This is a genomic window from bacterium (assembly GCA_020444325.1).
GTDB lineage: Bacteria > Bacteroidota > Ignavibacteria > SZUA-365 > SZUA-365 > BM516.
In genome coordinates this window covers 54,692-78,505 of record JAHLLD010000005.1, presented here as the reverse complement: position 1 = coordinate 78,505, position 23,814 = coordinate 54,692, and the positions used below count along the sequence as shown (strand labels likewise).

Sequence of the window (23,814 nt, the reverse complement as noted above, 5' to 3'; positions counted from 1 at the left end):
CACCTCATGTTACATTCCGGAGTTGATCTATGGCGGTATATCATTCCGAAAAAGAGTTTCTCCGTTCCCTGAAACGGTTTAACGCTCTCTCCTCCCAGCAGTACGAATGGCACACCGGTGTTTCCGAAAAGGAACATGAATGTGCATTCGGTCACCCCATTCCTGCCGAGGATCTGTACTTCAAGAAATTCCTCGACATGGAGGGCGAGCAAAAGGTACGTATATGCAAGCATTGCATGGAGAAACTGGTGTTTATCACGATCGACAGCGACAGGCACAGCAAGCAGCTTTCGGAACGCCTTTACCGTGAACGGCATCCCGCTCAGAAGAAAATTCTCAAGACCATCTTACGGTAATGATCAGCGTTCACTCGCTGGCAGCGGGGCGTCCGACGGACGCCCCGTTGTTTTTTCCCCTCCTCCTCCTGATTTTGCATGTGCATTGCATGACATCTGAGATATATCTGTCTTGACCCTTCTTCATTTTTCCCCAGTCGACTGGATACTCGTTTCCGCATATCTCCTGTTCCTGCTGTACCTCGGTTTTCGCGGGGCAGCAAAAAACAGGGGGAGTTCCGAGGAATTCATTCTGGGGGGACGCATGCTCACGCTTCCGGCGTTTGTCGCCGCCCTGGTCAGTACCTGGTACGGCGGCATTCTGGGTGTCGGCGAATTCACGTATCGCTACGGCATCGCGAACTGGTTCGTGTTCGGCTTCCCGTACTACATCTTCGCCATTGTCTTCGCCCTCGTCCTCGCGCACCGGGTTCGCAAGACAGAGCGCTATTCCATCCCCGACCAGCTCTACCAGGTGTATGACCGCAAGACGGGACTGCTCGGATCCGTTCTGGTTTTCTTCAACAGTTCGCCCGCACCATACGTCCTCATGCTGGCCGTGCTGCTGCAGGTCGTGACCGGCTGGCCGCTTCTTCCTGCTTTGCTCGTCGGCACCGCGGTGTCCGTCATCTATGTCTTCACCGGGGGCTTTCGTGCCGTCGTGCGTACCGACGTCCTGCAATTCCTCCTCATGTTTGCAGGATTTTTCATACTGCTGCTCTTTCTCATTCCCGTGCATGGTATTGCGCCGTTCCTCTCCGATGCCCTCCCCGCATCCCACCTGACACTCACCGGCGGCAACAGCTGGCAGTACATCCTCGTCTGGTTCTTCATCGCGCTGTGGACGCTCGTAGCACCGCAGTTCCATCAGTTCACGCTCAGTGCGCGTTCACCGGAAACTGCGCGGCGAGGCATCTATGTCTCCGTCGCCTGCTGGTTCATCTTCGACAGCATTACAACGCTCTCCGGTCTCTATGCCCGCGCTCTGCTCCCTGACCTTGCGCAGCCTTCGATGGCCTTTCCCCTGCTGGCGGAAGAAGTACTGCCGTCGGTGGCGAAAGGACTGTTTTACATCGGCATGCTCGCCACCGTCATGTCCACGACAGACGGACTGACTTTCATCGCGGGAATGACCGCGGGACGCGATATACTCGCAACGCTGACAGGACGCACCGATGACGCGTCCGTCACCCGCTACACGCAGCTGGGCATACTGTTCACTGCCGCATTCTCGATTGCCGCCGTGCTCCTGTTCCCGTCGATCATTAGTCTCTGGTATGTGATCGGAACGCTGTTTATTCCTCCACTACTGCTCCCACTCGCCACGAGCTACTATCCCCGTCTCGCCATCGGTGCAACCCCGACCTTCGTCGCCATGCTCGCCGGACTGCTTCTGAGCGGCACCGCGTTTCTCGCCGGTCAGCTGCATCTCACAGCCGATGGTGCGCCGATGTACCCTCTCGGAATCGAGCCGATGTACGGCGGACTCACCGCCACCACGCTCGTGTACGTGTACGCCTGGACACGTCGCCTGCGCTCATGAAACAACGCACCCATTCCTTTCAGAATGGGTGCGTCCATAAACATTTGAGGAACCGATTAGTTGCGAATTGCAACTATTGTGGTATTCACTTATCTGTGTACTCCTCGAGGAAATCCGTGCGAATTTGCATGGCGTCGAAGAGTTGGGAGATAGCGGTGATTATCGTTTCATGCTCCCCGGGATTGACAGTCTGCAGCACCTGTTCATAGATGTGCGTGCAGTCGTTGCTGACCTTGCGCGCGATAATTTCGCCCTGCTTGGTCAGTCGAACGTTAATGATGCGTCTGTCCTCGGGATCAATGTGCCGGGTGACGAAGCGTTTCTTGACGAGACCGTCAATAATACGTGTCAAGCGGCTGCTGGTCAGGCTCATACGGTGAGCGATATCTTTCACCGAAAGTTCCGTGTCGTTCCGGAAGGCCCGGAGGCACTTGAACTCGGAGAGAGAAATATTTGCCCGTTCCGCGATGCGTTCCTGTTTCCGGTGGCAGGTGCCAACCAGTCCCAGCGTCAGATCCGCGAGCTGTTCTGCTTGTTTTTGAATGTCTACGTGCTCCATGGGTTCTCACGTATAACAGTTTGCTATTATCAACTTATCTTTATGACAAATAAATGTCAAGAGCATTTAAAGCTCTTTTTGTGATTTATATGACATTCCGGACCTGCACGTTTGATTCAGATTGCCGCTTGTCGTATCATTTCTACATGAATCCGCTATCCCGACTCAATCTATGAGGCTTCGCATGGAACAGTTTCGTCAAAGCATGCTCGATCTTGTCATTCAGACTTCCACCAACCTTCCGGCTGACGTTCGCCGCGCGATGAACGGCATTCTCGACGGTGAGGAAGAGGGCTCTCGTGCCGCCATGGCGCTTTCGACCATTGCACGGAATATCGACATGGCCTGTGAAAACGAGGGCGCGATCTGCCAGGACACCGGCATGCCGACGTTCAAAATCAAGACACCGGTGGGCGTCAACCAGCTCGAGATGAAAAAAGACATTCTCTGGGCGATCGAGGAGGCCACGCGCCGCGGCAAGCTGCGGCCGAATACGGTGGACCCGATCACCGGGAAGAACAGCGGCAACAACATCGGTAGCGGCGCGCCCATCTTTTACTGGGAGCAATGGGAGCGCGATGACATCGAAGTGAAGCTCGTGCTCAAAGGCGGCGGCTGCGAGAACAAAAATATTCAATACTCCCTTCCGATGGAGCTGGAGCATCTCGGGAAAGCCGGCCGCGACCTGGAAGGCGTACGCAAATGCATTCTGCACGCCGTCTGGCAGGCGCAGGGACAGGGGTGTTCGGTCGGCGCCATTGGCGTTGCCGTCGGATCCGACCGCGCCGGCGGATATGCCGGGGCAAAACAGCAGCTGTTCCGCGAGCTCGACGACACAAACCCGGATCCCGTGCTTGCAAAACTCGAAGCGGATATCATGGAGAACGCCAACAAGCTCAACATCGGTCCGATGGGCTTCGGCGGCGCGAGTACGCTGATCGGCTGCAAGATCGGGAGCTATCACCGTCTGCCGGCGAGCTTCTTCGTTTCGGTCGCCTATGACTGCTGGGCCTTCCGCCGCCTGGGTGTCCGTGTCGATCCTGCAAGCGGCGCGATCAACGACTGGTTGTACCGGGACGCCGATCCCCGCAGCATGGCGAAAAGCGAAGGAATTCCGCTTACCGGAAAGGAAGTGCGTCTGCAGGCTCCGGTCACCGAAGAGCAGGTGCGCAGCCTCAAAGTAGGCGACATCGTACTGATCAGCGGCAGAATGTTCACCGGACGCGATGCCCTGCACAAATATCTGATGGATCACGATGCGCCGGTGGATTTGAGCGGGGGCGTGCTGTATCACTGCGGGCCTGTCATGCTGCAGGATGACAGTGGCGAATGGCACGTCATGGCCGCGGGACCCACGACCAGTATCCGTGAAGAACCGTACCAGGCGGATATCATCAAGAAATTCGGTCTGCGCGCGATTATCGGGAAGGGTGGAATGGGTCCGCGCACGCTCGATGGACTCAAGGATTTCGGTGCGGTGTATCTCAACGCCATCGGCGGCGCAGCACAGTATTATGCGGAGACCATCAAAAAGGTCACCGGCGTGAATTTCCTCGAGGAATTCGGCATCCCGGAAGCGCTCTGGCAGTTTGAAACCGAAGACTTCGCCGCAATTGTTACCATGGACAGCCACGGCAATTCCCTGCACGCGGAAGTACTGGATGATTCAGCACAGCGTCTCGAGGGATTGCAGCTGGATGTGTTACAATGACAGGAAACAGCATGACGACGGTGGAACAGTCCTTTACAGAAGCACGCGATTGCCTCGAACTTTTTATGGCCGACAGGGAGCAGTTTCCCCGCGTCCAGCTCTTTGCCGATAAACTGGCCGCGACCTTTCGTGCGAACGGAAAAGCGATGTCCTGCGGCAATGGCGGTTCGATGAGTGACGCCATGCACTTCGCCGAAGAGTGGAGCGGTCGCTATCGCAGTGAGCGTCCCCCTCTTCCCGCACTCGCATTCAGCGATCCGGGACACATGAGCTGCGTGGCGAACGACTATGGCTATGCGGAGGTTTTTGCGCGCCAGGTCGAGGCACTCGGCAGAGAGGGCGATCTGCTGCTCATGCTCAGTACGAGCGGAAATTCCCCGAATCTCATTCGCGCCGCCGAAGAAGCGAGGGATCGCGGCGTGTATACCGTCGGACTGCTGGGAAAAGGTGGAGGCAAACTGTTTCCACTCTGCGACCTCCCCATCATCGTGCCCGGCAGCACCAGCGACCGCATCCAGGAACTGCATATCAAGATCATCCATATCGTCATCGAAACCGTGGAACGCGCGCTGTTTCCGCAGCTTTACGAAAAATAAATATTGTTTTTTCGTCGATTATGAGGACCGGAGCAGCAATCCGGTCCTTTTTTTTGTGCGGATTACAAACACGCATTTGTCCCGCGTCCGGATTCCGAACGCTACGCCCAGCAGTGGATTGCCCATTTCAACCTGTTTTATGCAGTTTCTGCATATTGGCACAGCGATTGCATTCCTTCAACTGTCATCGCGAGATGTCTCAATCGCCTGCCTGATGAGAGTCCGCACATTTTTCGCATGTCGCGATGAAATTATTTGGATTCATTCCAGATATGTTGTACATTACGTCACTCTCTCCACACACGTATTGGTACAACCTGTTTGCCTGCCAGCGAACGGTTACATTCACAGACGAAGGACATTACTGTCATGTTTCGCCATGGAATTATCGCTTTGCTGCTCTTTCTGCCGGTGCTTTCAAAAGCGCAGGCGTTCGACCAGAGCATCACTGCTCCTCTGATTGCAGAGCTGCACGCAGAGGAACCTGCAACCGTCAAGGCGCCCGAGTGGAGCGGTTCGCCTGCCAGCACCCCGTCACACCCTGCCGCCGCCGTTCGTGAGCCCGTGAGCTTCCGCGGCATTGAAGCGCAGCCGGTATTCGATGTGTCGGGTTCGCTTGGAAACGTACACGAAGCTGCCCTCCACGTATTTACGGGAGTACGCTTCGGTAATTTCGTGCAGCTTGAGTGGAAAACGACGACGCACAATGCGTCGGTGGGTTTTGAGCTTGAGCGTCGCACACAGTCTCATCCCACATGGGAACGTATCGAATATTTCCGGAACAGCGTCCGGCAGCGCGTGGCGAGGAACTATGTGTTCAATGACCGGCTGCATGACGACGGGGTGGTGTACTACCGTCTGCGCCAGATCGGCGCACGTGGCACGGACATCGTCTCCCCTGTCATTTCGGTCACGCCGGACAATGTTCCGAAATCCTTCAGCATCTGGAAAAATTCCAGCATGCCCTTCGAGAATTATGGTTCGGTGTCGTTCGGTCTCGATCAGCAGACGGACGTCACGCTCACCCTTCTCGATCGCTTCGGACAGCCGCTTCGCACGCTGCTGAACAATGCCCCGATGGAAGCGGGACACCACATCATCCCGTTCGGGACAGCGCAGCTGCAGCCCGGTCTGTACTTCCTCCGCATCACGACGGTGCGCGGAAGTGAAAATCTCATCCTGCTGCAGTCCTGATTCGCGGGAAACAGCGAATTCCCAGGACACGGAGAATCGCAGGAAACAGTGAAACGCAAAAGGCGTCCCCATCCGGGACGCCTTTTTTTGTTGATCAAACTTCGATCCGTCTTGCTTGCGCGCGCGGTCAGCGCAGTCGCTGCAGTGCCGTGGCGGCGGCCTCAAGCAGAGGTTCCGCTGAGATGGGAGCACCCACGGCCTTGCGCATCCACAGGTCGGGTGACAGATTCCCGATCTTGCACATGCGCTCCATTTCATCGGCGAGCTTCCTGTCCTTGAGATACTCTTCCACCTGGAAGGCGATGATATGTCCCATGGGATAATCAGGGGTATACAGTCCCGCATCGATAGTATGTGAGTAGATGGCGAGCAGCGGTTCATCCTTCATTCCCAGTACCGGAGCGAAATATGCATTCCATACTTCCTTTGCGATGGAGGTGACCGCTTCGCGCAACTGTGCCGGGGAAGCGTCGGGATGATCATACATCCAGCGCCAGCTGCGCATGTCCACCAGGGCAACGCCTGCGATTTCGTAGGTCGACCAGAGAATGTCGAGCACATTCGTAGCCTCGGCGTCTGGGTCATGTGCACGGAGGCCAAGCAGGTCGAGATCGCGCGACTGGAAGACAAAGGCGAATCCTTCCGTAAATGCCGTGTTCGGCACGCCTCGCAGCATCGGGTAATCCATCATCTGGAAAGACATCACCTGCTCGACATTGTGGCCGAGTTCATGCACGGCGATGTTGTATCCCTTGTATTTCATCCCGCCTTCAGGGACGCGCGTCCTCAGATGCGCATTGTCGACAAGTCGTCCCGCACCCATCGCATGTCCCGCGCCGCGTGAAGCGTCGACGCTGATCTTGGAGGCGAGATACTGTGCCTTCTCGCGTGCGAAGCCCAGCTTCCCGAGAATATTCGGGATATCCGCTTCGAAGGACTGCACGTCAGGATATTTCTTTCCGACGATGCGATCGAGTTCGTCTTCGGTGAGCGGGGGTTTGCTCTTGAAGCCCGGATACCAGATATCGAACGGGAGCAGATCGCGTCCCAGGCGTGCCTTGATGAGCTTCGCGGTCTCGCCAATGAGCGGCGAACTCAGCACGGACGTCAGCAGCTGCTCGACCTGCTCCTCCGGTATTTCGCGATCATCGTTGAAGCGCCGCGCAATGTGTGTCGGATTGTCCGGGTGGTAGGGGTCTACATGCCGTTCGGCCTGGAATACTTTGAGCCACATGGCATACCTGGTATCCGCTTCGCGTTCGGCGGCTTTGGCGTCGGCATCCGGCGCAGTCCCTGCTGGCACGACGACGTTGTTGTCGATATACCAGTCGACGTCATCATTGTCGATGACATCGGCGGGGATTTCCTGTGCGATGATGCGCTCCATGATTTCGTAGATGAGATTCTGCCGCGCGAGTCCGTCAGGCTTCGCATACTGCGCCTTCAGCTCATCGCGCAGTCCCCAGTGGGAGATCAGCTTGAGTCCTTCAGGAAACAGGCGTTCGCCCTCAGCGTTGACCACATTGTGCATGACGATGTTGTAGCTGCTGATGTAGGTGTCAGCCGTCGTGTATGCTGCCGCCACGGCCTGGGATGCGGCTGAGGGCACACGCGTACCGAAGCGCTGCGCCAGCCGCACTTCCGCCCACTTGCGCCTGCTCCAGTCGTCGCCTTTCTCCAGGCGCTGCTCGAGGGTGGTGAGCGGGAAATTGAGCAGTGCCACGAAAGCGAGCTTCGTGCTGAACATGTCCTCGCTCACATGGGCATGCGGTGCGAATTCCCCGAAGAGGTAGTCCACGGGCATGATGGGACCGGTATCGAGCTGCAGGGGAATGGTGAGATCGCGGTTCATTTCCGTCAGATACCCGTCGATCAGCATGAGATTATGCTGGAAACGCTGAAAGGTTTCAAACAGCTGATCTTCATCGGTGATAAACTGCGCCCGGCAGAATTCGGTGAACAGGTCTGCGCTGCCGTCGTCTTCCCGCCACATCGCGGCGGTCTGCCTGACCCCCTGTTCGATGCGTTCACGGTGGGCTTCTCCATGATCTTCGACGAGCAGTCGAATGGTTTCGTTGATGGTGTTCTCCATGATGCTTTTGGCGGGAATATCCTGGGGTTGTTCTGTAGTGCGCGTGCACGCTGCCAGCAGAAGAATGAGCAGCGGGAGCACATACGCGGAGCGGATTCTCATGTACATCCTCGGTTCCTTGTGAGAGACTTGTTCATGCATCTGGCAAAATACGGACCATCGCGTGAAATTCCACTGCATGACATTGCACTCAACGGCCTTTCAGCACGATATTGCACGATAACCGTTAGACTGAGAGGCAGCATGGCACGAAGTATTCTCCTTTGGATCCTGGCACTGATCATCACGCTCGCATCCGCCTACTACCAGCGAACCACCGGTCCCACCTATCCGGTGGACGGCAGCGTGACGCTGGGAACACAATCCGTCGATTACTCCCTGACACGCACACATGGTGGAGATGGCGACCAGGTCATCCCCATGCGGAGTCCGAGTGGCGAAGTGACGGGCAGCGTCGTATACCGCCGCTATAAAACCGATGATCCCTGGAGCAGAGTTGCACTCGTGCAGAAGGGGGATTCGCTGCTGGGCAGTCTGCCGCATCAGCCCCCGGCGGGAAAACTCGAATACTTCGTCGAACTCGAGCATGAGGACGGGATTGTCCGCGTGCCGGGAAAAGAGACCGTGGTGACACGCTTTAAAGGTGCCGTGCCGATCGGTGTTCTGCTTCCCCATGTCATCGCCATGTTTCTTGCCATGCTGATCTCTACGAGGGCGGGACTCGAAGCAATTCGCCGCGAAGGCAAACCGCGCAAACTCCTGTATTCCACGCTGGTGTTCCTGATCATCGGAGGCTTCATCTTCGGTCCCATCGTCCAGAAATATGCATTTGGTGCATATTGGACGGGTTTCCCCTTCGGCATGGATCTCACGGATAATAAAACGCTGATCGCACTGGTCGCGTGGTTGATCGCACTGGCGACAATTTGGAAAGCCGACAGCCTGCGCGAACATCCTGCGCGCCGCTGGGCCGTCGTGGGCGCATCGGTGGTCATGCTGCTCATCTTCCTCATTCCCCACAGCATGATGGGATCGGAGATCGACTACCGCGAACTCGACCGGCAGAAAGCCCTTGAATCCGCACCTCCCGAACAGCCGGCCACGCAGCCGGCCATGCAGGACAGCGGCGCTGTCGACCACAGCGATGTCGACCACAGCGATGTCGATAACAGCGGACAGGCGGAATGACCGCACGCACCGATCATGCTGACTCCCGCACCGATCATGCTGACTCCCGCACCGATCATGCTGACTCCCGGATCTACGTTATCTGCGCGGGCGCGGGCGTGCTGCTGTTTTTTCTTGGTCCTGCCCTCGCACTGCTGGCGGATTTCCCCGCACTCGGGGCTGCCACAATCGGCTACGCCGGCATCATGCTGTTTACCGGGGGCATCGCTGCCCGCTACGGCTTCGCCCTCGGTGCGACGCCATGGAAGCAGCTCGGACGCAATCTGGCCGTAGCCGCAGTGGTAACTCTGCTGTTTTATCTCATCTTTCTTCTTCTCTATCTCATCTAATGGCACGACCGTCCGTCCCTTCCTGGTTCTATGAACAATCCTCTGTCATACCTTTCCGCAGCGGGAAACACGGTGTGGAAATACTCCTTATCACCAGCAAAGGGAAAAAGCACTGGATCTTCCCGAAAGGCGTGATCGAACCGGGACTCTCACCCCGCGCCTCCGCCCGAAAAGAAGCTCTCGAGGAAGCCGGCGTCGAGGGTGTCGTGCATCAGGAGGCTGTCGGCGAATACCATCGCGAAAAATGGAACGGCACCTGCCGTATCCAGGTCTACGCGATGGAGGTCACACGCACACAGAAACACTGGGAGGAAGAACGCGACCGGAAGCGCCTCTGGGTGCCTGCGAGCGAGGCGGCCAACCTGATAGACCGCAAAGCCCTGCGCCGCATGCTCAAACGTTTCCTGAAAAATCTTGACCGCTTCATCAGCTGATCTCCCCTTCCATCCCAAACCCGGACCCCATATATCCTGAATTGGGGAAAAGTTACATTCCCAGCGGGGCAAAAAAAATTTCCTTTGAATTTTAATTAATTCAAATTAAAATTCCGGTGTAACGAACATCCTGAGCCAAACGATCTGTTACGCAAGCGGCGAATCCTTCGTTGCCTGACTGGGAGTATTCTGCCGCCATCTGTCGAACTCAGCCATGGTCAACGCGGCACGCGGGTTGTACCATGCAGCTATTTTCCGGTTGCAGCAACGAACAGGACGCCTCAAATCTTCAGATCAAACAGCAGCTTTCTCCTCTCGTCTCGAGGTTTTCCTGTTCGTTGCTGCGCACCCGGATGCTGCCTTCCGCAATGTGAAATGAGGAGCGTTCGGTATGGCTCGTTTTCTCACACATACTGCACGGAGTTGATATATGTACAAACGGTTTCTTCTTGTTGCCGCTTTGATGGTCTTCGCTTCGGCAACATTTCTTGTTGCCCGCGGCTTCCGCGCGCCGCAGATCCCGAACGGCACCCTGAAATCGTGTGCGAACTGCCACGTCAATCCCGGCGGGGGCGGACCGCGCAACGCCTTCGGCCAGGAAGTTGAAGCGAATCATCTCTCTGTTCCCGGTTCGGCCGGACAGGTTGAATGGAATGAAGCGCTGGCTGCGCTTGATTCTGATGGAGACGGTTTCACCAACGGTGAGGAATTGCAGGATCCGGACGGAAGCTGGCGTATCGGACAGCCTTTCCCGGGCGACCCTTCCCTGGTGACCAATCCCGGCGACCCTACGGATTTTCCTTCGACGACCGCTGTCGAGAGACTTGATGCCGCGGCACATGGCTACAGCCTCGACGGTAACTATCCCAATCCTTTCAATCCCAGTACGACCATTCGTTTTGAACTGCCGCAGGCGTCCAGCGTAAGACTCGATGTCTACGACGCCAACGGCGCACTTCAGCGCGTGCTTGTCGACCGGCAGCTTGAAGCCGGTGTCTACAACACGACCTGGAACGGACGCGACGGCGATGGACGGCTTCTTGCCTCCGGGGTGTATTTCTACCGACTACGCGCCAACGAGTTTTATTCCATGAGGCGCATGGTGCTGCTCAAGTAACACCACTGGCAGTCCATGCACAGGAATGCCCCGAATCCGTCGTGTTCATGAGCGGAAACGGGGCATTTTTGTATCCTGTACGTTCATCGGCAGGCTGCGTTCGCTGCATTGCGCGTCAGCTTCCGCGACGCAGATGCGGTTACTTTTTATACGTCCCGATGAAATCGAAAAATTCATCGAACCAGATCAGCTGCTCCTGCGGATGCAGCACCCAGTGATTTTCATTGGGATAGACGATGAGCTCGGAAGGAATGCCTTTCACCTGTGCGACGGTGAATGCTTCGAGGCTCTGGGTGTACGGCACACGGAAGTCGTGTTCGCCTGTAATAATGAGAATCGGGGTGTCCCAGTTCTGCGCGTAGCGATGCGGGGAATGCTTGTCGTAGTTGGCCTTGAACTTTGCATCCCAGTAGGGACCACCGTTTTCCCAGTTGGTGAACCACAATTCTTCCGTGGCGCCATACATACTTTCGAGGTTGAACACCCCGCAGTGGGAAACAAAGCTGCTGAAGCGTCCTTCATGATTCCCGGCCAGCCAGAAGACGGCGTAGCCGCCCGCACTGGCACCGATGGCGGAGACATGGCTGCGGTCGATATAGGGTTCCGCAAGCATGACGTCGGTCGCAGCCAGAATATCCTGCATGGGCATGCCACCCCAGTCCTGGCTGATCGCATCATTCCAGTCCTGCCCGAACCCGGGGAGTCCCCGCCGGTTCGGCGCAACGACGACATATCCCTTCGAGGCCATGAGTTTGAAATTCCAGGCAAAGCTGAAAAACTGGCTGACCGTTGCCTGGGGTCCCCCCTGGCAGTACGTGATCAGGGGATATTTTTTCGCGGGATCGAAGTCCGGCGGATACACCACCCAGGTCTGCACCTTCTTTCCGTCGGTGCTGGTAATCCAGCGCTCTTCTATACGCACATCGCGCAGCGTCATGAGCTTGGCGGTGTTCTGACTGGTCAGCGGCCAGGCGCGCGCGCCTTTCTCCGCTTCCTGCATATATATTTCCGTGGGAGCATTGAAATTTCTGCGTCCATAGACGAGCATGTCGCCATCGGGAGTGACATCGAGTCCGCCGTCATGATTGTACACTCCGCCTGTGAGTATTTCCCACGAGCCGTCACTGACTTCCATGCGGTAGATTTGCACGGTCGCGCCGTCTTCCGCCGCGAAGTACAACGCATCACTGCCGGGTGCCCACACCGTGTGTCCCACCCACTGATCGAGGGTTTTCGAGAGTTCGGAGATGGTACCGGACGAACGGTCGCGCAGCATGAGCCGATTCCTGTCCGCCTCGTGTCCCGCACGCTTCATCGAATGAAAGGCCATCCAGCGGCCATCGGGTGAATAGAGGGGATCGCGATCAAAGCCCTGCATCCCTTCCGTGACGTTGCGCGTATTCCCGCTTGCAATATCCACCACATAAATGTCGGAGTTCGTGCTTTCCGCGTAATCCGCCACTTTCTTCGATACGTACGCGATTTCGCTGCCGTCGGGTGCCCAGGCAATCTGCTCGGCTCCGCCGAACGGTTTGAGCGGCGTCTCATAGCGTTCTCCTGCCATCAGGTCACGTGCCTCACCGTGACCCTCCGCCGGGAGAATAAACAGGTGCCGGTATTTTTCGTCATTCCATTCATCCCAGTGACGCACCGGGATGTGGTCATAAATACGCACGTTGGCCTTCGCGTAATCGGGATACTTCTCCGCAACGGTTTCATCCATCTTTACGTCCGACGTAAACGCGAAGTACGCGCCGTCGGGCGACCAGCTGAGATTCGACACGCCGTTCTCCATGTCGCTGACTTTACGAGCCTCACCTCCGCTGAGGGAAATCACGTACACCTGTGGCGCACCCTCACGTGTGGAAAGAAAAGCGATCTGTTTTCCATCCGGCGACCACACGCCGTTGTAATCGGCTGCGGGTGATGTCGTCAGCTGTTTCGTGGTATTGCCGTCCACCGAAACGAGGTAAAGATCGCTGTTGCTGCGGTTCTCCTCGATATCCGGTGTGGTGACACCGTACAGCACCCATTTGCCATCCGGTGAAACCGAAGGCGCGTACACCCGCTTGAGAGCCAGCAGCTCTTCGGCGGTGATCAGGTGCATCTTCTCCTTTGTCTCCGCCTCGATCTTTTCCTTGAGCTTCTGCTGAAGATCGGCGGGAATGGGACGCTTGGTGACCCCCTCCTGCGCGGCCATCGAACCGGCCAGCAGGAAGAAGATGAGAAAAAGGAAATATGGTTTTCTGTTCATGAGGTTTCCTCTATGCGTAGAATAGATGGTCATTCTCTAAAATAGTGACAAAGCGTGAAGGAAATGAAGCCGAGCGATCCGCAAGCTCTCTCTTCGCCACAGCCTGTGCTGAGGCAGGGACTGTATCCGGGTACCAATTTTTCCACGGAATCCTCCATGGAAGCTCTTACGTCTGTCTCGCGCATACACTATATTATCGCAATACAGCTCATGTTTCTCCACATAGTATTCTGGATTGCTTATGCGAAAAGCCGTACCAATTCTCGCAATGCTCGTACTGTTCGCGTTTACCTCCAGCGTTTTCGCCAAGGAAGTGGAGCGTCCCTCCTCCTCCAGCGCCGCTGTGAAAGATGCGGACATCGTACCGGGCCTCGTCTTTGTAAAACTCAAAGATCACAACAACGTGCAGCCGGGAGCTACGGCTTTCGGCATCAGCAGCCTCGACCGCATCCTTCAGCGCGTCGGTGCGACCTCGATCGAACCGCTGCACCGGCAGCTTGCATTGCGCAAGAGCTATCGCAGCAGTGAAGAAGCGAGTCTCGCCCGTATCATGCTCGTGCGTTACGATACCGATGCTTCTCCCCGCATGCTCGCGCAGGAACTCGCGCGCGATCCCGCGGTGGAGTACGCGGAACCCTATCTCAATTTCCGTCTCCTGCACACGCCCGACGATCCGCGTCTGTCGCAGCAGTGGGCCCTGAGCATGCTTAAAATGGAAGATGCCTGGGATATCACCAAGGGTGATTCCACGATCGTCATCGGCTACATCGATACCGGTGTCAATTACAATCATGAGGATCTCGTCGGCAGCCTGTTCATCAATGTGGACGAATACGGCACCAATGGCGAGCTCAGCAATAATGGCATCGACGACGACAACAACGGGTATGTCGATGACTGGCATGGATGGGACTTCCTCGGCAACGGCACGACGCAGACGCCGAATCCCGACAACGATCCCATGGATTTCGATGGACATGGGACAAGCGGCGCGTCCATTGCAGCGGCGCGTACCAACAATGGCAAGGGCATTGCCGGTGTGGGATATAACACGAAGATTCTCGCTCTCAAAGCGCAGAATGATGACGCTTCCTCCGGCATCGCCGGCTACAACGCGATCCGCTACGCCGTCGATATGGGCTGCAAGATCATCAATGCCAGCTGGGGCAGCAATGCGCTGATCAGCCAGGTGCTGCAGGATGAAATCAACTATGCGCACGCGAACGGCGTGCTGGTCGTCGGCGGCGCGGGTAATTCCGCGATCGACAACGACATCAATCCCTTCGTTCCCGCCAGCCTCGATCACGTACTCGCCGTCAGCTCCGTCGAAAAAAATGGTGAGGCTTCAACCTGGTCCGCCTACGGCACCTCCATTCATGTCTGCGCGCCGGGAACCGACATCACCGCAGCCCGGATGAGCTTCGGGTATCAGAATGTCACCGGCACCAGTTTTTCCGCTCCGCACATGTCGGGTCTCGCGGCACTCATTTTCGCGATCCATCCCGACTGGACTCCCGACCAGGTGCTGCAGCAGATTCGCGTGACCTCGGACATGTTCGGGACCAGCCGCGACGCCACGTATTATGGACGCGCAAACGCTCTGAATGCGCTTACGCAGAACGCGACCATGAGCGATATCCCCGGGCTCGCCATCAAATCGTTCACCGTCATGGGCGCCTCCAGTAATGAAGTAACGCAGGCAGGTGAAACCGTCGACATCGAAATGGTCATCGAAAACCGTCTCGCACCGACCACCGACGCCAGCGTGACAGTTTCCGTCGACCCGATGTACGGCACCCTCGATATGACTTCTGCCTCGCTCGGCGCCATGCAGACCATGGACACGAAAACGCTCAACTTCACGTTTACGCTGAATGCCGACAGCAAGCTCTCGGAAGGCTATGTGCCCATCATGCTGAGCTTCACCGACGGCAGCTACCAGGATTTCGACATGGACCGCGTGACCGTGAACCTGACGGATGAGATGCATACCGTTCTCGATCTCCGCTACCCGTGGAATTCCATCGACTCGCCTGACCGCTGGACGGTCTGGGTGGCCGGCGACTTCACCGAAAACAGTGTTCCGACGCAGGATATCGCCGTGCGCAGTAATGACGGCGGTGACAGCTGGCTCTTCGCCTTCGGTACAGGCTATCCAAACGGAGAAGGCGTGTACTGTATTGACGGTATCGATGAATTCACCGCACTGGTAGGAACGGGTCCCGTCAGCGGCAACGCGGGGATCTACCTCACCACCGATGGCGGACAGTCGTGGTCGGGCTCCAGCGTTTCGAACATGACGCCTTTCGTCAACTGGATTCACATGTTCTCACAGGCAAACGGCGTGTTCCAGGGCGATCCGAAAGATGGCAACTGGGCCATCGGAAAAACCACCGACGGCGGTTTCAGCTGGTCACCCGTCAGCACGCCGCTGACAGCGGCCAGCGGAGAAGCAGGCTGGAATAATTCCTATGATTTCGTCAACGAGAACGTCGGCTGGTTCGGCACCAACAGCAGTATCATTTACAAAACTGTCGATGGTGGCGAAACGTGGACGAGCTATCCGACGCCCAGCAAGAATTCCATCGATATCAGCTTCCGTGATGAACTCGTCGGCGCCGCACGCTTCTCGCGACAGAACGACGAAGGAACTGACACCCTGGCACTCACCACCGACGGTGGTGAGAACTGGACCATCGTCAGCAACCTCGACGTCCCTTACGGCTCTATCGTCTGGGAGCGTTTCGGCGAACGACTCTGGGTGTTCACCGACAATAATGCCTACGTGACTACGGACGTCGGCGTCACATGGGAAGTGCAGCCCGCGCCGTGGGATTTCGATTTCATCAGCGACGCCGCAGAGTGGAATGACGGTGCCGTTTCCAAGGTCTATGCCGCTGGCATCGAAGTATTCCGCTACACCAGTCCCCACCGCCAGGTTCTCGACGTCGACGAACCGGGCGTGCAGCTGCCGCAGCAGCTCGGTATCTCTTCACTGTATCCACAGCCTGCTTCTTCAGCCGGCGAAGGCATCACCGTGGAGTTCAACGTGGCGAACAGCATGCCCGTGGAAATGGCTCTGTACGACATCAACGGCCGCAAGGTCCGTCACGTCTTCCGTGCAACCCTGCACGCAGGCAGCCACACGGCGCGACTGTCGACTGCCGGACTTGCCGCGGGCAGCTATGTCCTGCGGATGACATCATCTGATCTTTCCGTCAGCAAGACGGTGCGCATTCTCAACTGACATTGCGCAGCAGCGAGATGAAGAGAAGGGTCCCACACGGGACCCTTCTTTCGTTTCCGGGCGAGGCAGATTCCGGAAATCGATTCCACTTTATTCTCACCACGGTTTTTTACTATCTTTCCTTGATATTTAGCCTCTCTCTCTCCAAATCTCAACCATGGTGTCTCATGAAGTTTTGTATCTCTCTGTGCACGGCAGTGCTTCTGCTGTTCTGCACCTTCAGTACGCTGGCTGACAGTCCCGACAGGTCGTCAGCCGCATCACAGCAACGTGACGGTATGCAGGTTGTACCCAACCTGATCATCATCAAGCTCCGCCCGCAAACGACATTTACGACCGGCGGTGACCGTCTCGGCATCTCCGGCATCGACAATATTCTGCAGCGTATCGGCGCAACACGCGTTGAGCTGATGAACAGCAGCCGCCAGATGGGACTGCAGAAAACATCCGCGCAGCAATACAACGTGGACCGCATGATCAAGGTGCGATACACGTCAGCCGATCATCCCGCCCTGCTGGCGCACGAACTGGAAAACGATGCTTCTGTGGAATATGCGGAACCGTACTACATCTTTCCCTTCCATTATATCCCGAGCGATTCCCGTCAGGGATCGCAGTGGGCCCTGACCGTCCTCAAGCTCCGGGAAGCCTGGGATATTACCAAAGGCGACTCGACCATCGTCATCGGCGATGTGGATTCAGGCGTGGACTGGACGCATGAAGATCTCGCCGAGAATATCTGGACGAACCCCGGCGAATGGGGAACGAATGGCGAACTGAGCAACAACGGCGTCGACGACGACGGCAACGGAAAAATCGATGACTGGCACGGATGGGACTTCATCGGAAACGGTTCGTCACAGAGTCCGAACCCGGACAACGATCCCATGGACGGTGCACTCGGACATGGAACGAACACTTCCGGCTGCGCCGCGGCACGTACCGACAACGGTATCGGCATCGCCGGCAGTGGTTTCAGTGCAAAGATCCTCGCCATCAAGGCCGCAGCGGATAATTCCAGCGGAATCGGTGCGGGGTATGAAGGCATTCTTTACGCGGGACAGATGGGTGCAAAGGTCATCAACTGCTCATGGGGCAGCACCGGCAGCTTCATTCGCGCACTGCAGGACGTTATCGACGATGTCACCGACATGGGTGCTCTCGTAGTCGGTTCCTCCGGGAACGACCCCGTCGACAACGACTACCTGGCGCATTATCCCTCTTCCTTCAATCACGTCCTGAACGTAGGCTCTGTCGAATCCAGCGGTGCGGCGTCGAACTGGTGCACCTACGGCAACAGTGTGCATGTGTACTCGCCCGGTAACGGCATCCTGACCACCCGCAAAAGCGGTGGATATACGAGTCCTACCGGAACATCCTTCTCCTCTCCCCTCGCGGCCGGCGTGGCTGCACTGGTTTTTGCCGTGCATCCGGACTGGACGCCGGACCAGGTGGCAACGCAGATCCGCGTCACCAGTGATCCCTTCGGCACAGCACCTGAGAGCAAGCGTTACGGCCGCATCAATGCCTTCAAGGCAGTGTCGGTCAATGCCAACATGGATGATATTCCCGGAATCCGGCTCAAGGATTTCCAGGTCAGTTTCGATGGCGGCGGCTACCGCTTCACCGAACCCGGACAGCAGGCGCATGTGACCATGGAAATCGAAAATGTACTGGCGCCGACGTCATCCGGCGCGATGGCGTACGTCGACCTCGATGATGCGTCCATAGCATCCGCCGGCACCTCCGAGTTTTCGATCAGCGGCATGTCGACCTTCGACACGAAAACCATTGAGTTCGATATCGCACTGTCGGAGACTCCTGCCACATCTGAAGGAAGTATCCCCGTGCGCGTGCGTATCGAGGATGGCGAGTACGTCGACTATGTTACCGGAAGCGTCACGATCTATCTGGCCGACGCATGGCATGCCGTGCTCGCATTCGGCGCTCCGTATTTTACCGGACTCGATGCATCCACACTCACCGCGACCTGGGGCAACGCGCATGTGTCCAACCAGGATATCATGGTGCGCAGCCTCAACGGCGGTGGCTCCTGGGCACAGGCAAACGGTTCGGGATATCCCAGTGGAAAAGGCGTGTACTGCGTTGAAGGACGCTCGGGCAACGTCGCCCTCGTCGGTACGGGTCCGACAACCGGCGCCGCCGAGATTTATCGCACCACCAACGGTGGCAGTAACTGGACTGGCGTTTCCGTCAGCAGCATCACCGGCTTCGTCAACTGGATCCACATGTTCGATGACATGAACGGCATCTTCCAGGGTGACCCGAAAGCCGGTGTCTGGGGTATCGCTACCACCACTGACGGCGGCGTGAGCTGGACGCAGATTCCGAATCCCCCCGCTGCTCCGTCAGGTGAGGCCGGGTGGAACAACAGCTATGGTGCAGCGGGAGACTCGCTCTGGTTCGGCACCAACAACAGCAAGGTGTACCGCTCGACGGACCGCGGTCTGACCTGGGAAGCGATTGCCACTCCCAGCAAGCACAGTGTCGACATGGCTTTCGCGGATAATCTGCGCGGCATGGTCCGCTTCACCACGCAGGAAAACCAGGGCGGCAGCAACATGCTCGCCGTTACCTCCGACGGTGGAAGCACCTGGAATCAGATACAGACAATCGAAGTCAACACGGGAGGCTCCCTCGAAGCCGAACGTGACGGCAGGCGCATCTGGTTCATCCAGGGCGGCAATGCCTGGGTGACAACGGATCTCGGCGAGAGCTGGACCGTGCAGGCAGTGCCCGGCGGCTTCTCCAACATCACCACCTCGGCTTCCTTTACGAACTCCGCCTTTACCGATGTGTATGCGGCGGGACTCAACATCTTCAAGTACCGCTCCGATTTCGATCCGCTGAACCCGACCACCGGTGTTGACATGCCTGTGACCGCGGAAGGTTTCCAGATCGATTACGTGTATCCCAATCCGCTCTCCGTCGCTTCGGCCCAGGGTGCGACCGTCGGATTCACGCTGCAGCAGCGCAGCACAGTGCGCGTGGATATCTACGACAACCTCGGACGCCTGGCCGTCGAAGGTGCTGAGGCAGTACTCGACGCAGGCAGCCACAGCTACCGCCTCCCGACAGGTCGCCTCGCAGCGGGTTCCTACCTCCTCCGTGTGCAGGCCGGTGGCCATGCCGCCGTCAGCAATCTCCTGCTCATTCACTGAGTATGGACAACATCTGAGTAGCATGCCGGCGCGGTTTCCGCGCCGGTTTTTTTTGCCCCCGCTGCTGTCCGTGAATCCGCGCAATTTTTGTTATACTTGATGGACAGGCGCAACGCCACGCATCCTCCCTTACTATTGACTGGGCACAATGTTTACCTGGAATCCCGATCCCGAACTGCTCTCCATCGGCGGCCTTCACATTCGCTGGTATGGATTGCTTTTCTCCCTGGCCTTTCTCAGCAGTTTCTCCATCATGGCCTGGGTGTTCCGCCGCGAGCACCGCAGTGATGAACTACTGAACCGGCTGTTCCTTTACGTGTTCGTCGCCGTCGTTGTCGGCGCACGACTCGGACATTGTCTCTTCTACAGTCCGGAATTCTACCTGAGCAATCCGATTGAAATCCTCAAGATCTGGGAAGGCGGGCTCGCCAGTCACGGCGCTGCGGCCGGTATCATCATCGCCCTGCTCCTCTTCGCACGCCGCACGCCTGGAACGAGCTTTCTCTGGGTGGCGGACAGGGTTTCGCTTGTCATACCGCTGGCAGCGATATTCGTACGCCTCGGAAACTTCATGAATTCGGAAATCCTCGGCCTGCCGACCGATATGCCCTGGGCCGTCGTGTTTTCCCGCGTCGACTCCATCCCCCGTCACCCCGTACAGCTATACGAAGCACTGGCCTATCTGATTATTTTCCTCATCATGCTGACGCTGTATCGCAGGGGACTCGGCAACAAGCAGGGAAAGATGACGGGCAGCATGGTCACCATGCTATTCAGTGCGCGTTTTGTGCTCGAATTCTTCAAGACCGGACAGTCTACCCTCGATCCCTCCATGCCGATTACCATGGGACAGCTGTTGAGTATTCCACTTGTGATCTTCGGTGTCTGGCTGATCACGCGTGACGCAAAAGAGGTTGTACAGGAGAAATCGTAACCCTGCGGCTTTCATCGCAGTCCGAGTCCGGGCACCCATCGCATCGTAATTCCTCCCATCAGCTTCCCCTGTGCGGTCAGGGTGCACCAGGCACCCGGTGTCCATGGTGAGGCGCCAAACACACCGGGATATACATTCAACGTCATCACGTTTGATGAAATCCCGCTGAACACCAGCGATGCGAGCAGGGAATTTTCCATATCCCAGTATACAGCTGCATTCCATGTGAGCTTCGCATTCAGCGCGAGGGGATTTTCATCGTCCTCAAAAATATCGCGCGCCCGCAGTCCCATCACCACCGAGACCGCATTCCCATCCTCAAAGCGGCGGCTGAGTCCGGCCATGCCGTTGAGTCCGAAGACATACGTCACGGCGTAGTGTTCCCAGAACGGCAGATCGTAGCGCACGACGAAGTACTGTCCGACATTGCGCAGCGTCCCGTCCGTCGCCATCAGCGTCGGCTGCAGTGACCAGTCCGTCATATGCAGTTCTTCACTGAAGAAGCGTGCGACCGCATCGGAACTGAACAACAGGATGCCGCCGATATCGAACAGATAGATATCCGCGATCGGATCGATCAGTTCACCTTCGACGCTGTTGTTCTCCACCATTTCATTCAGCAGATGATACCCCATCACCGTTGCGGCAGACCAGAGTTCCGGCAGCGGCAGTTCATGCTGCGCATACCATTCCTGCAGTCTGCGATACGTCATGCCACCCCCGATCAAGTGCAGCTGGTAGTTAGGCCACCAGCTGGCCCCGCTGCTGAAATTCAGCGGCAGCACCTCCGTCCGCAGCCAGCGTCCCCAACCGTAATGATTGATCAGGGGAAGGGGACGCCCGAGGTTTTCTCCAACAATGGATGCATTGCGCGCCAGCGGATATTTGAAAATATCCTGGGCATACTTGTCCAGTTGCAGAATATCATACCCTCCATTGAGAAGTACCGTCAGCGGTGAATACTGCGCCTCACTGCCCCGATCCATGCCATGATAAAAAAACGGCTGAGCATTCAACTGTCCCTGTACCGTGATAATAACAACCGCGGTGATAATTCTGCCGAGGAGTGGAAATATCACATCCGCAGCATCCGATCCCGCACGTCGATCGGATAAAATTCCATGTAAGTACCTCATCAACCAACGCTGCATTCAGGCGATTCCCGTGCCACTGCGTTCGTGAAGCAATTCTCGTAAGTCATTGAAAATAGTGACTATTCTTCACACTTTCGACTGTATTTTTGTCGGATTTCACTTTCCGGATAATTTTATTTACAAAAAACTCATGATCTACTCATGGCAGCATTGCATTTAAATGGATTTCCGTGTAACGTGCATAGACCCGTTCAGGAAGGTCTCGCCTGAACTGCACAAGACCCTACCACTGGAGAGGTTCTATGCAAAGATTCTTCTACCTCTTTCTGCTGTTCTCCGCAGTCACTGCGTTAACATATACACAGGCTCAGAACGCATCATCCCGCGGCTTCATTCCTCCGCTCTTCACACTCCCCGAAGAAGGTGAGGACATCCGCTTTACATCATCCATGCAGCCTGAGTTCATGCTCCCGGATTACCCGGTCGGGCAGCTCAACGAAGGCGTGGAAGGTGTTGTGGAAATTGAAATGTACGTCACCTCCGAAGGCGAAGTGGTCTACAGTGAAATTTCCGTGAGTTCCGGTATTGCGGAGCTCGACAATGCCGCGCTGATCAGCGCGATGAAAGCGCACTTCCCCGCTGGGTTCGCCACGGTAAAAGGCCTGCCGCGAGACTTTCGCATCTCCGTTCCCTTCTATTTCCTTCTCTCCTCGGATCCCGAAGCATACTGGCATTCACGCCTCGAGCTGGCGCGTGTGCAGCAGGAGTATGAACTGGTGATGAAGAAATTCGAAGATTTTCTGATGGCGCGTACGGAAGCATCCGAAAGCAAGATCAGGGAAATTCAGCGTCAGATGGAAGAGAAAGTCGCAGCGGCGAAAAGCATTCACCGTCTTCTGGCCGAGAAAAAGGAAAACGCGATTCTGCGCATCCACAAGGAAATCGAGTTGAACCGCAGCGGCGACGCGCCCGTGGCGGATGCAGAAGACAGCAACTGGCGTCGTGATCTGCAGGATCGCCGCAGTGCCCGTGTGCAGGCTGCAGGGCCGGGATCCGGCGTCATCAATGCGCGCACACTCTCCGGCAGCAGTGTCGATCGTCTTACGCAGGAACTTGAAATGAAGAAATCCTATCTCTGATCTCTCTCCACTCTCAGAGATTCCAGCGTCCCTTCGCGTCCACGGAGGGACGTTTTTTATATGGTCAGTACATCCCCGACGGTGTAGCGTGAGGCGATGACGACACGTGGACGAAAGTCTGCGCGCTCGGCGAGCAGCCGGTCGACCTCATACTGCACGCGCTCAGGTGTGTTATTGTTTTCACTGAGATGGCCGAGAATGAGCGTGTGGAGATGACTGTTCGCATGCGCCCGCAGCAGCTCCATCGCCTGCAGGTTCGAGAGGTGTCCGTGCTCTGATCGAATGCGAGCTTTCAGATACGCGGGATAGGGTCCGTCCTCCAGCATCCCTTCATCGTAGTTGCTTTCGATCAATGCCGCATCGACCGACGCAAGCTTCGTGGCAACCTCCTCGTTGTGCTCCCCGAGATCGGTGACGTACAGAAAACGCTTCTCCCCTACCGTGATGAGAAAATACACGGGATCCGCGGCGTCGTGGTTTTTGGGAAAGGCCTGAATGCGCATGTCTTCCACGGTCACCTCTTCCCCGTGGGCGATAAAGCGGTGTCCCTTGTAGGGACGATTGCGATGCATGCGCCTGTAGGTCTCCTCGGTGATGTACGTGCTGATGGGATAGCTCCGGGTGAGTACGGGAAGTCCCCGCACATGGTCGGCGTGCTCATGTGTAATGAACACGCCCCTGAGATGCTGGGCAAAGCGTCCGTGCACTTTCATGCGCAATTCAATCTGGCGGCGTGAAATGCCGCAATCGAGAAGAATGCCGGCTCCGCTGCTGCGGGATTCCACGTATACGGCGTTGCCATTGCTTCCGGAATTCAGGACGATGATATGCATACTGCCTTCTATAAAAGCGGCGCAGGATGGAAG

Annotated in this window: 18 protein-coding genes; 13 read left to right on the top strand and 5 right to left on the bottom strand. The window is 56.8% G+C overall.

Features of this window, described 5'->3' with window-relative positions; translation table 11 throughout:
• Positions 1–29: 29 nt before the first annotated feature.
• Both KQI65_08430 and KQI65_08425 read left to right on the top strand, forming a co-directional pair.
• Positions 30–356, top strand: coding sequence for a hypothetical protein (locus tag KQI65_08430; GenBank protein ID MCB2204762.1), 327 nt, complete (start codon positions 30–32; stop codon positions 354–356).
• Positions 357–468: 112 nt separating this feature from the next.
• The gene (locus KQI65_08425; protein ID MCB2204761.1) at positions 469–1,878 is read left to right on the top strand and encodes a sodium:solute symporter family protein; all 1,410 of its coding nucleotides are present in this window, start codon (positions 469–471) and stop codon (positions 1,876–1,878) included.
• Between the two features lie 85 nt (positions 1,879–1,963).
• Here KQI65_08425 and KQI65_08420 read toward each other — a convergent pair whose 3' ends face one another.
• Positions 1,964–2,437: a MarR family transcriptional regulator gene (locus KQI65_08420; protein ID MCB2204760.1), complete on the bottom strand. Its 474-nt coding sequence runs from the start codon at positions 2,435–2,437 to the stop codon at positions 1,964–1,966.
• A gap of 184 nt (positions 2,438–2,621) precedes the next feature.
• On the opposite strand from KQI65_08420, the gene KQI65_08415 reads away from it, so the two are divergent.
• From KQI65_08415 to KQI65_08405, 3 genes are all read left to right on the top strand, one after another.
• On the top strand, positions 2,622–4,148 hold the full coding sequence (locus KQI65_08415; protein MCB2204759.1) for a fumarate hydratase: 1,527 nt from the start codon (positions 2,622–2,624) through the stop codon (positions 4,146–4,148).
• Between the two features lie 11 nt (positions 4,149–4,159).
• On the top strand, positions 4,160–4,744 hold the full coding sequence (locus KQI65_08410; protein ID MCB2204758.1) for an SIS domain-containing protein: 585 nt from the start codon (positions 4,160–4,162) through the stop codon (positions 4,742–4,744).
• A 369-nt stretch (positions 4,745–5,113) separates the two neighbouring features.
• Positions 5,114–5,938: a hypothetical protein gene (locus tag KQI65_08405; GenBank protein ID MCB2204757.1), complete on the top strand. Its 825-nt coding sequence runs from the start codon at positions 5,114–5,116 to the stop codon at positions 5,936–5,938.
• 127 nt (positions 5,939–6,065) lie between these two features.
• On the opposite strand, the gene KQI65_08400 is transcribed toward KQI65_08405, so the two are convergent.
• Positions 6,066–8,030 carry a hypothetical protein gene (locus KQI65_08400; GenBank protein ID MCB2204756.1) on the bottom strand — a complete coding sequence of 655 codons (1,965 nt, stop codon included), beginning with the start codon at positions 8,028–8,030 and terminating at the stop codon, positions 6,066–6,068.
• Between the two features lie 243 nt (positions 8,031–8,273).
• Here KQI65_08400 and KQI65_08395 point away from each other — a divergent pair, with 243 nt between their 5' ends.
• The 4 genes from KQI65_08395 (at position 8,274) to KQI65_08380 (ending at position 11,098) form a co-directional block, all read left to right on the top strand.
• Positions 8,274–9,218, top strand: a complete 945-nt coding sequence (locus tag KQI65_08395; protein ID MCB2204755.1) for a hypothetical protein — start codon at positions 8,274–8,276, stop codon at positions 9,216–9,218.
• Positions 9,215–9,547 (top strand): hypothetical protein, encoded by a 333-nt coding sequence (locus KQI65_08390; GenBank protein MCB2204754.1) that lies wholly within the window; start codon positions 9,215–9,217, stop codon positions 9,545–9,547. The genes KQI65_08395 and KQI65_08390 overlap by 4 nt, the downstream gene beginning before the upstream one ends.
• Entirely contained in the window at positions 9,547–9,981 is a 435-nt protein-coding gene (locus KQI65_08385; GenBank protein MCB2204753.1) for an NUDIX hydrolase, read from the top strand. Before KQI65_08390 ends, KQI65_08385 begins: the two co-directional genes overlap by 1 nt.
• A 430-nt stretch (positions 9,982–10,411) precedes the next feature.
• Positions 10,412–11,098, top strand: a complete 687-nt coding sequence (locus tag KQI65_08380) for a T9SS type A sorting domain-containing protein (GenBank protein ID MCB2204752.1) — start codon at positions 10,412–10,414, stop codon at positions 11,096–11,098.
• A 139-nt stretch (positions 11,099–11,237) separates the two neighbouring features.
• Here the strand turns inward: KQI65_08380 and KQI65_08375 are convergent, their stop codons facing one another.
• Entirely contained in the window at positions 11,238–13,352 is a 2,115-nt protein-coding gene (locus KQI65_08375) for a S9 family peptidase (protein MCB2204751.1), read from the bottom strand.
• 241 nt (positions 13,353–13,593) lie between these two features.
• Here KQI65_08375 and KQI65_08370 point away from each other — a divergent pair, with 241 nt between their 5' ends.
• The 3 genes from KQI65_08370 (at position 13,594) to lgt (ending at position 20,715) form a co-directional block, all read left to right on the top strand.
• Positions 13,594–16,599, top strand: a complete 3,006-nt coding sequence (locus KQI65_08370; GenBank protein MCB2204750.1) for a S8 family serine peptidase — start codon at positions 13,594–13,596, stop codon at positions 16,597–16,599.
• Positions 16,600–16,766: 167 nt separating this feature from the next.
• On the top strand, positions 16,767–19,781 hold the full coding sequence (locus KQI65_08365; protein MCB2204749.1) for a S8 family serine peptidase: 3,015 nt from the start codon (positions 16,767–16,769) through the stop codon (positions 19,779–19,781).
• A gap of 148 nt (positions 19,782–19,929) precedes the next feature.
• Positions 19,930–20,715: a prolipoprotein diacylglyceryl transferase gene (lgt, locus tag KQI65_08360; protein ID MCB2204748.1), complete on the top strand. Its 786-nt coding sequence runs from the start codon at positions 19,930–19,932 to the stop codon at positions 20,713–20,715.
• Positions 20,716–20,726: 11 nt separating this feature from the next.
• Here the strand turns inward: lgt and KQI65_08355 are convergent, their stop codons facing one another.
• Positions 20,727–21,794: a hypothetical protein gene (locus tag KQI65_08355; protein ID MCB2204747.1), complete on the bottom strand. Its 1,068-nt coding sequence runs from the start codon at positions 21,792–21,794 to the stop codon at positions 20,727–20,729.
• A 317-nt stretch (positions 21,795–22,111) separates the two neighbouring features.
• Here KQI65_08355 and KQI65_08350 point away from each other — a divergent pair, with 317 nt between their 5' ends.
• Entirely contained in the window at positions 22,112–22,948 is an 837-nt protein-coding gene (locus KQI65_08350) for an energy transducer TonB (GenBank protein MCB2204746.1), read from the top strand.
• 56 nt (positions 22,949–23,004) lie between these two features.
• Here the strand turns inward: KQI65_08350 and KQI65_08345 are convergent, their stop codons facing one another.
• A complete protein-coding gene (locus KQI65_08345; protein ID MCB2204745.1) occupies positions 23,005–23,781 on the bottom strand; it encodes an MBL fold metallo-hydrolase in 777 nt (258 codons plus the stop codon).
• Between the last annotated feature and the right edge of the window lie 33 nt (positions 23,782–23,814).

Coding starts and splice junctions, on each gene's coding strand:
- KQI65_08430 (MCB2204762.1), top strand. CDS start 30: ATGGCGGTATATCATTCCGAAAAAGAGTTTCTCCGTTCCCTGAAACGG.
- KQI65_08420 (MCB2204760.1), bottom strand. CDS start 2,437: ATGGAGCACGTAGACATTCAAAAACAAGCAGAACAGCTCGCGGATCTG.
- KQI65_08415 (MCB2204759.1), top strand. CDS start 2,622: ATGGAACAGTTTCGTCAAAGCATGCTCGATCTTGTCATTCAGACTTCC.
- KQI65_08410 (MCB2204758.1), top strand. CDS start 4,160: ATGACGACGGTGGAACAGTCCTTTACAGAAGCACGCGATTGCCTCGAA.
- KQI65_08405 (MCB2204757.1), top strand. CDS start 5,114: ATGTTTCGCCATGGAATTATCGCTTTGCTGCTCTTTCTGCCGGTGCTT.
- KQI65_08400 (MCB2204756.1), bottom strand. CDS start 8,030: ATGGAGAACACCATCAACGAAACCATTCGACTGCTCGTCGAAGATCAT.
- KQI65_08395 (MCB2204755.1), top strand. CDS start 8,274: ATGGCACGAAGTATTCTCCTTTGGATCCTGGCACTGATCATCACGCTC.
- KQI65_08390 (MCB2204754.1), top strand. CDS start 9,215: ATGACCGCACGCACCGATCATGCTGACTCCCGCACCGATCATGCTGAC.
- KQI65_08385 (MCB2204753.1), top strand. CDS start 9,547: ATGGCACGACCGTCCGTCCCTTCCTGGTTCTATGAACAATCCTCTGTC.
- KQI65_08380 (MCB2204752.1), top strand. CDS start 10,412: ATGTACAAACGGTTTCTTCTTGTTGCCGCTTTGATGGTCTTCGCTTCG.
- KQI65_08375 (MCB2204751.1), bottom strand. CDS start 13,352: ATGAACAGAAAACCATATTTCCTTTTTCTCATCTTCTTCCTGCTGGCC.
- KQI65_08370 (MCB2204750.1), top strand. CDS start 13,594: ATGCGAAAAGCCGTACCAATTCTCGCAATGCTCGTACTGTTCGCGTTT.
- KQI65_08365 (MCB2204749.1), top strand. CDS start 16,767: ATGAAGTTTTGTATCTCTCTGTGCACGGCAGTGCTTCTGCTGTTCTGC.
- lgt (MCB2204748.1), top strand. CDS start 19,930: ATGTTTACCTGGAATCCCGATCCCGAACTGCTCTCCATCGGCGGCCTT.
- KQI65_08350 (MCB2204746.1), top strand. CDS start 22,112: ATGCAAAGATTCTTCTACCTCTTTCTGCTGTTCTCCGCAGTCACTGCG.
- KQI65_08345 (MCB2204745.1), bottom strand. CDS start 23,781: ATGCATATCATCGTCCTGAATTCCGGAAGCAATGGCAACGCCGTATAC.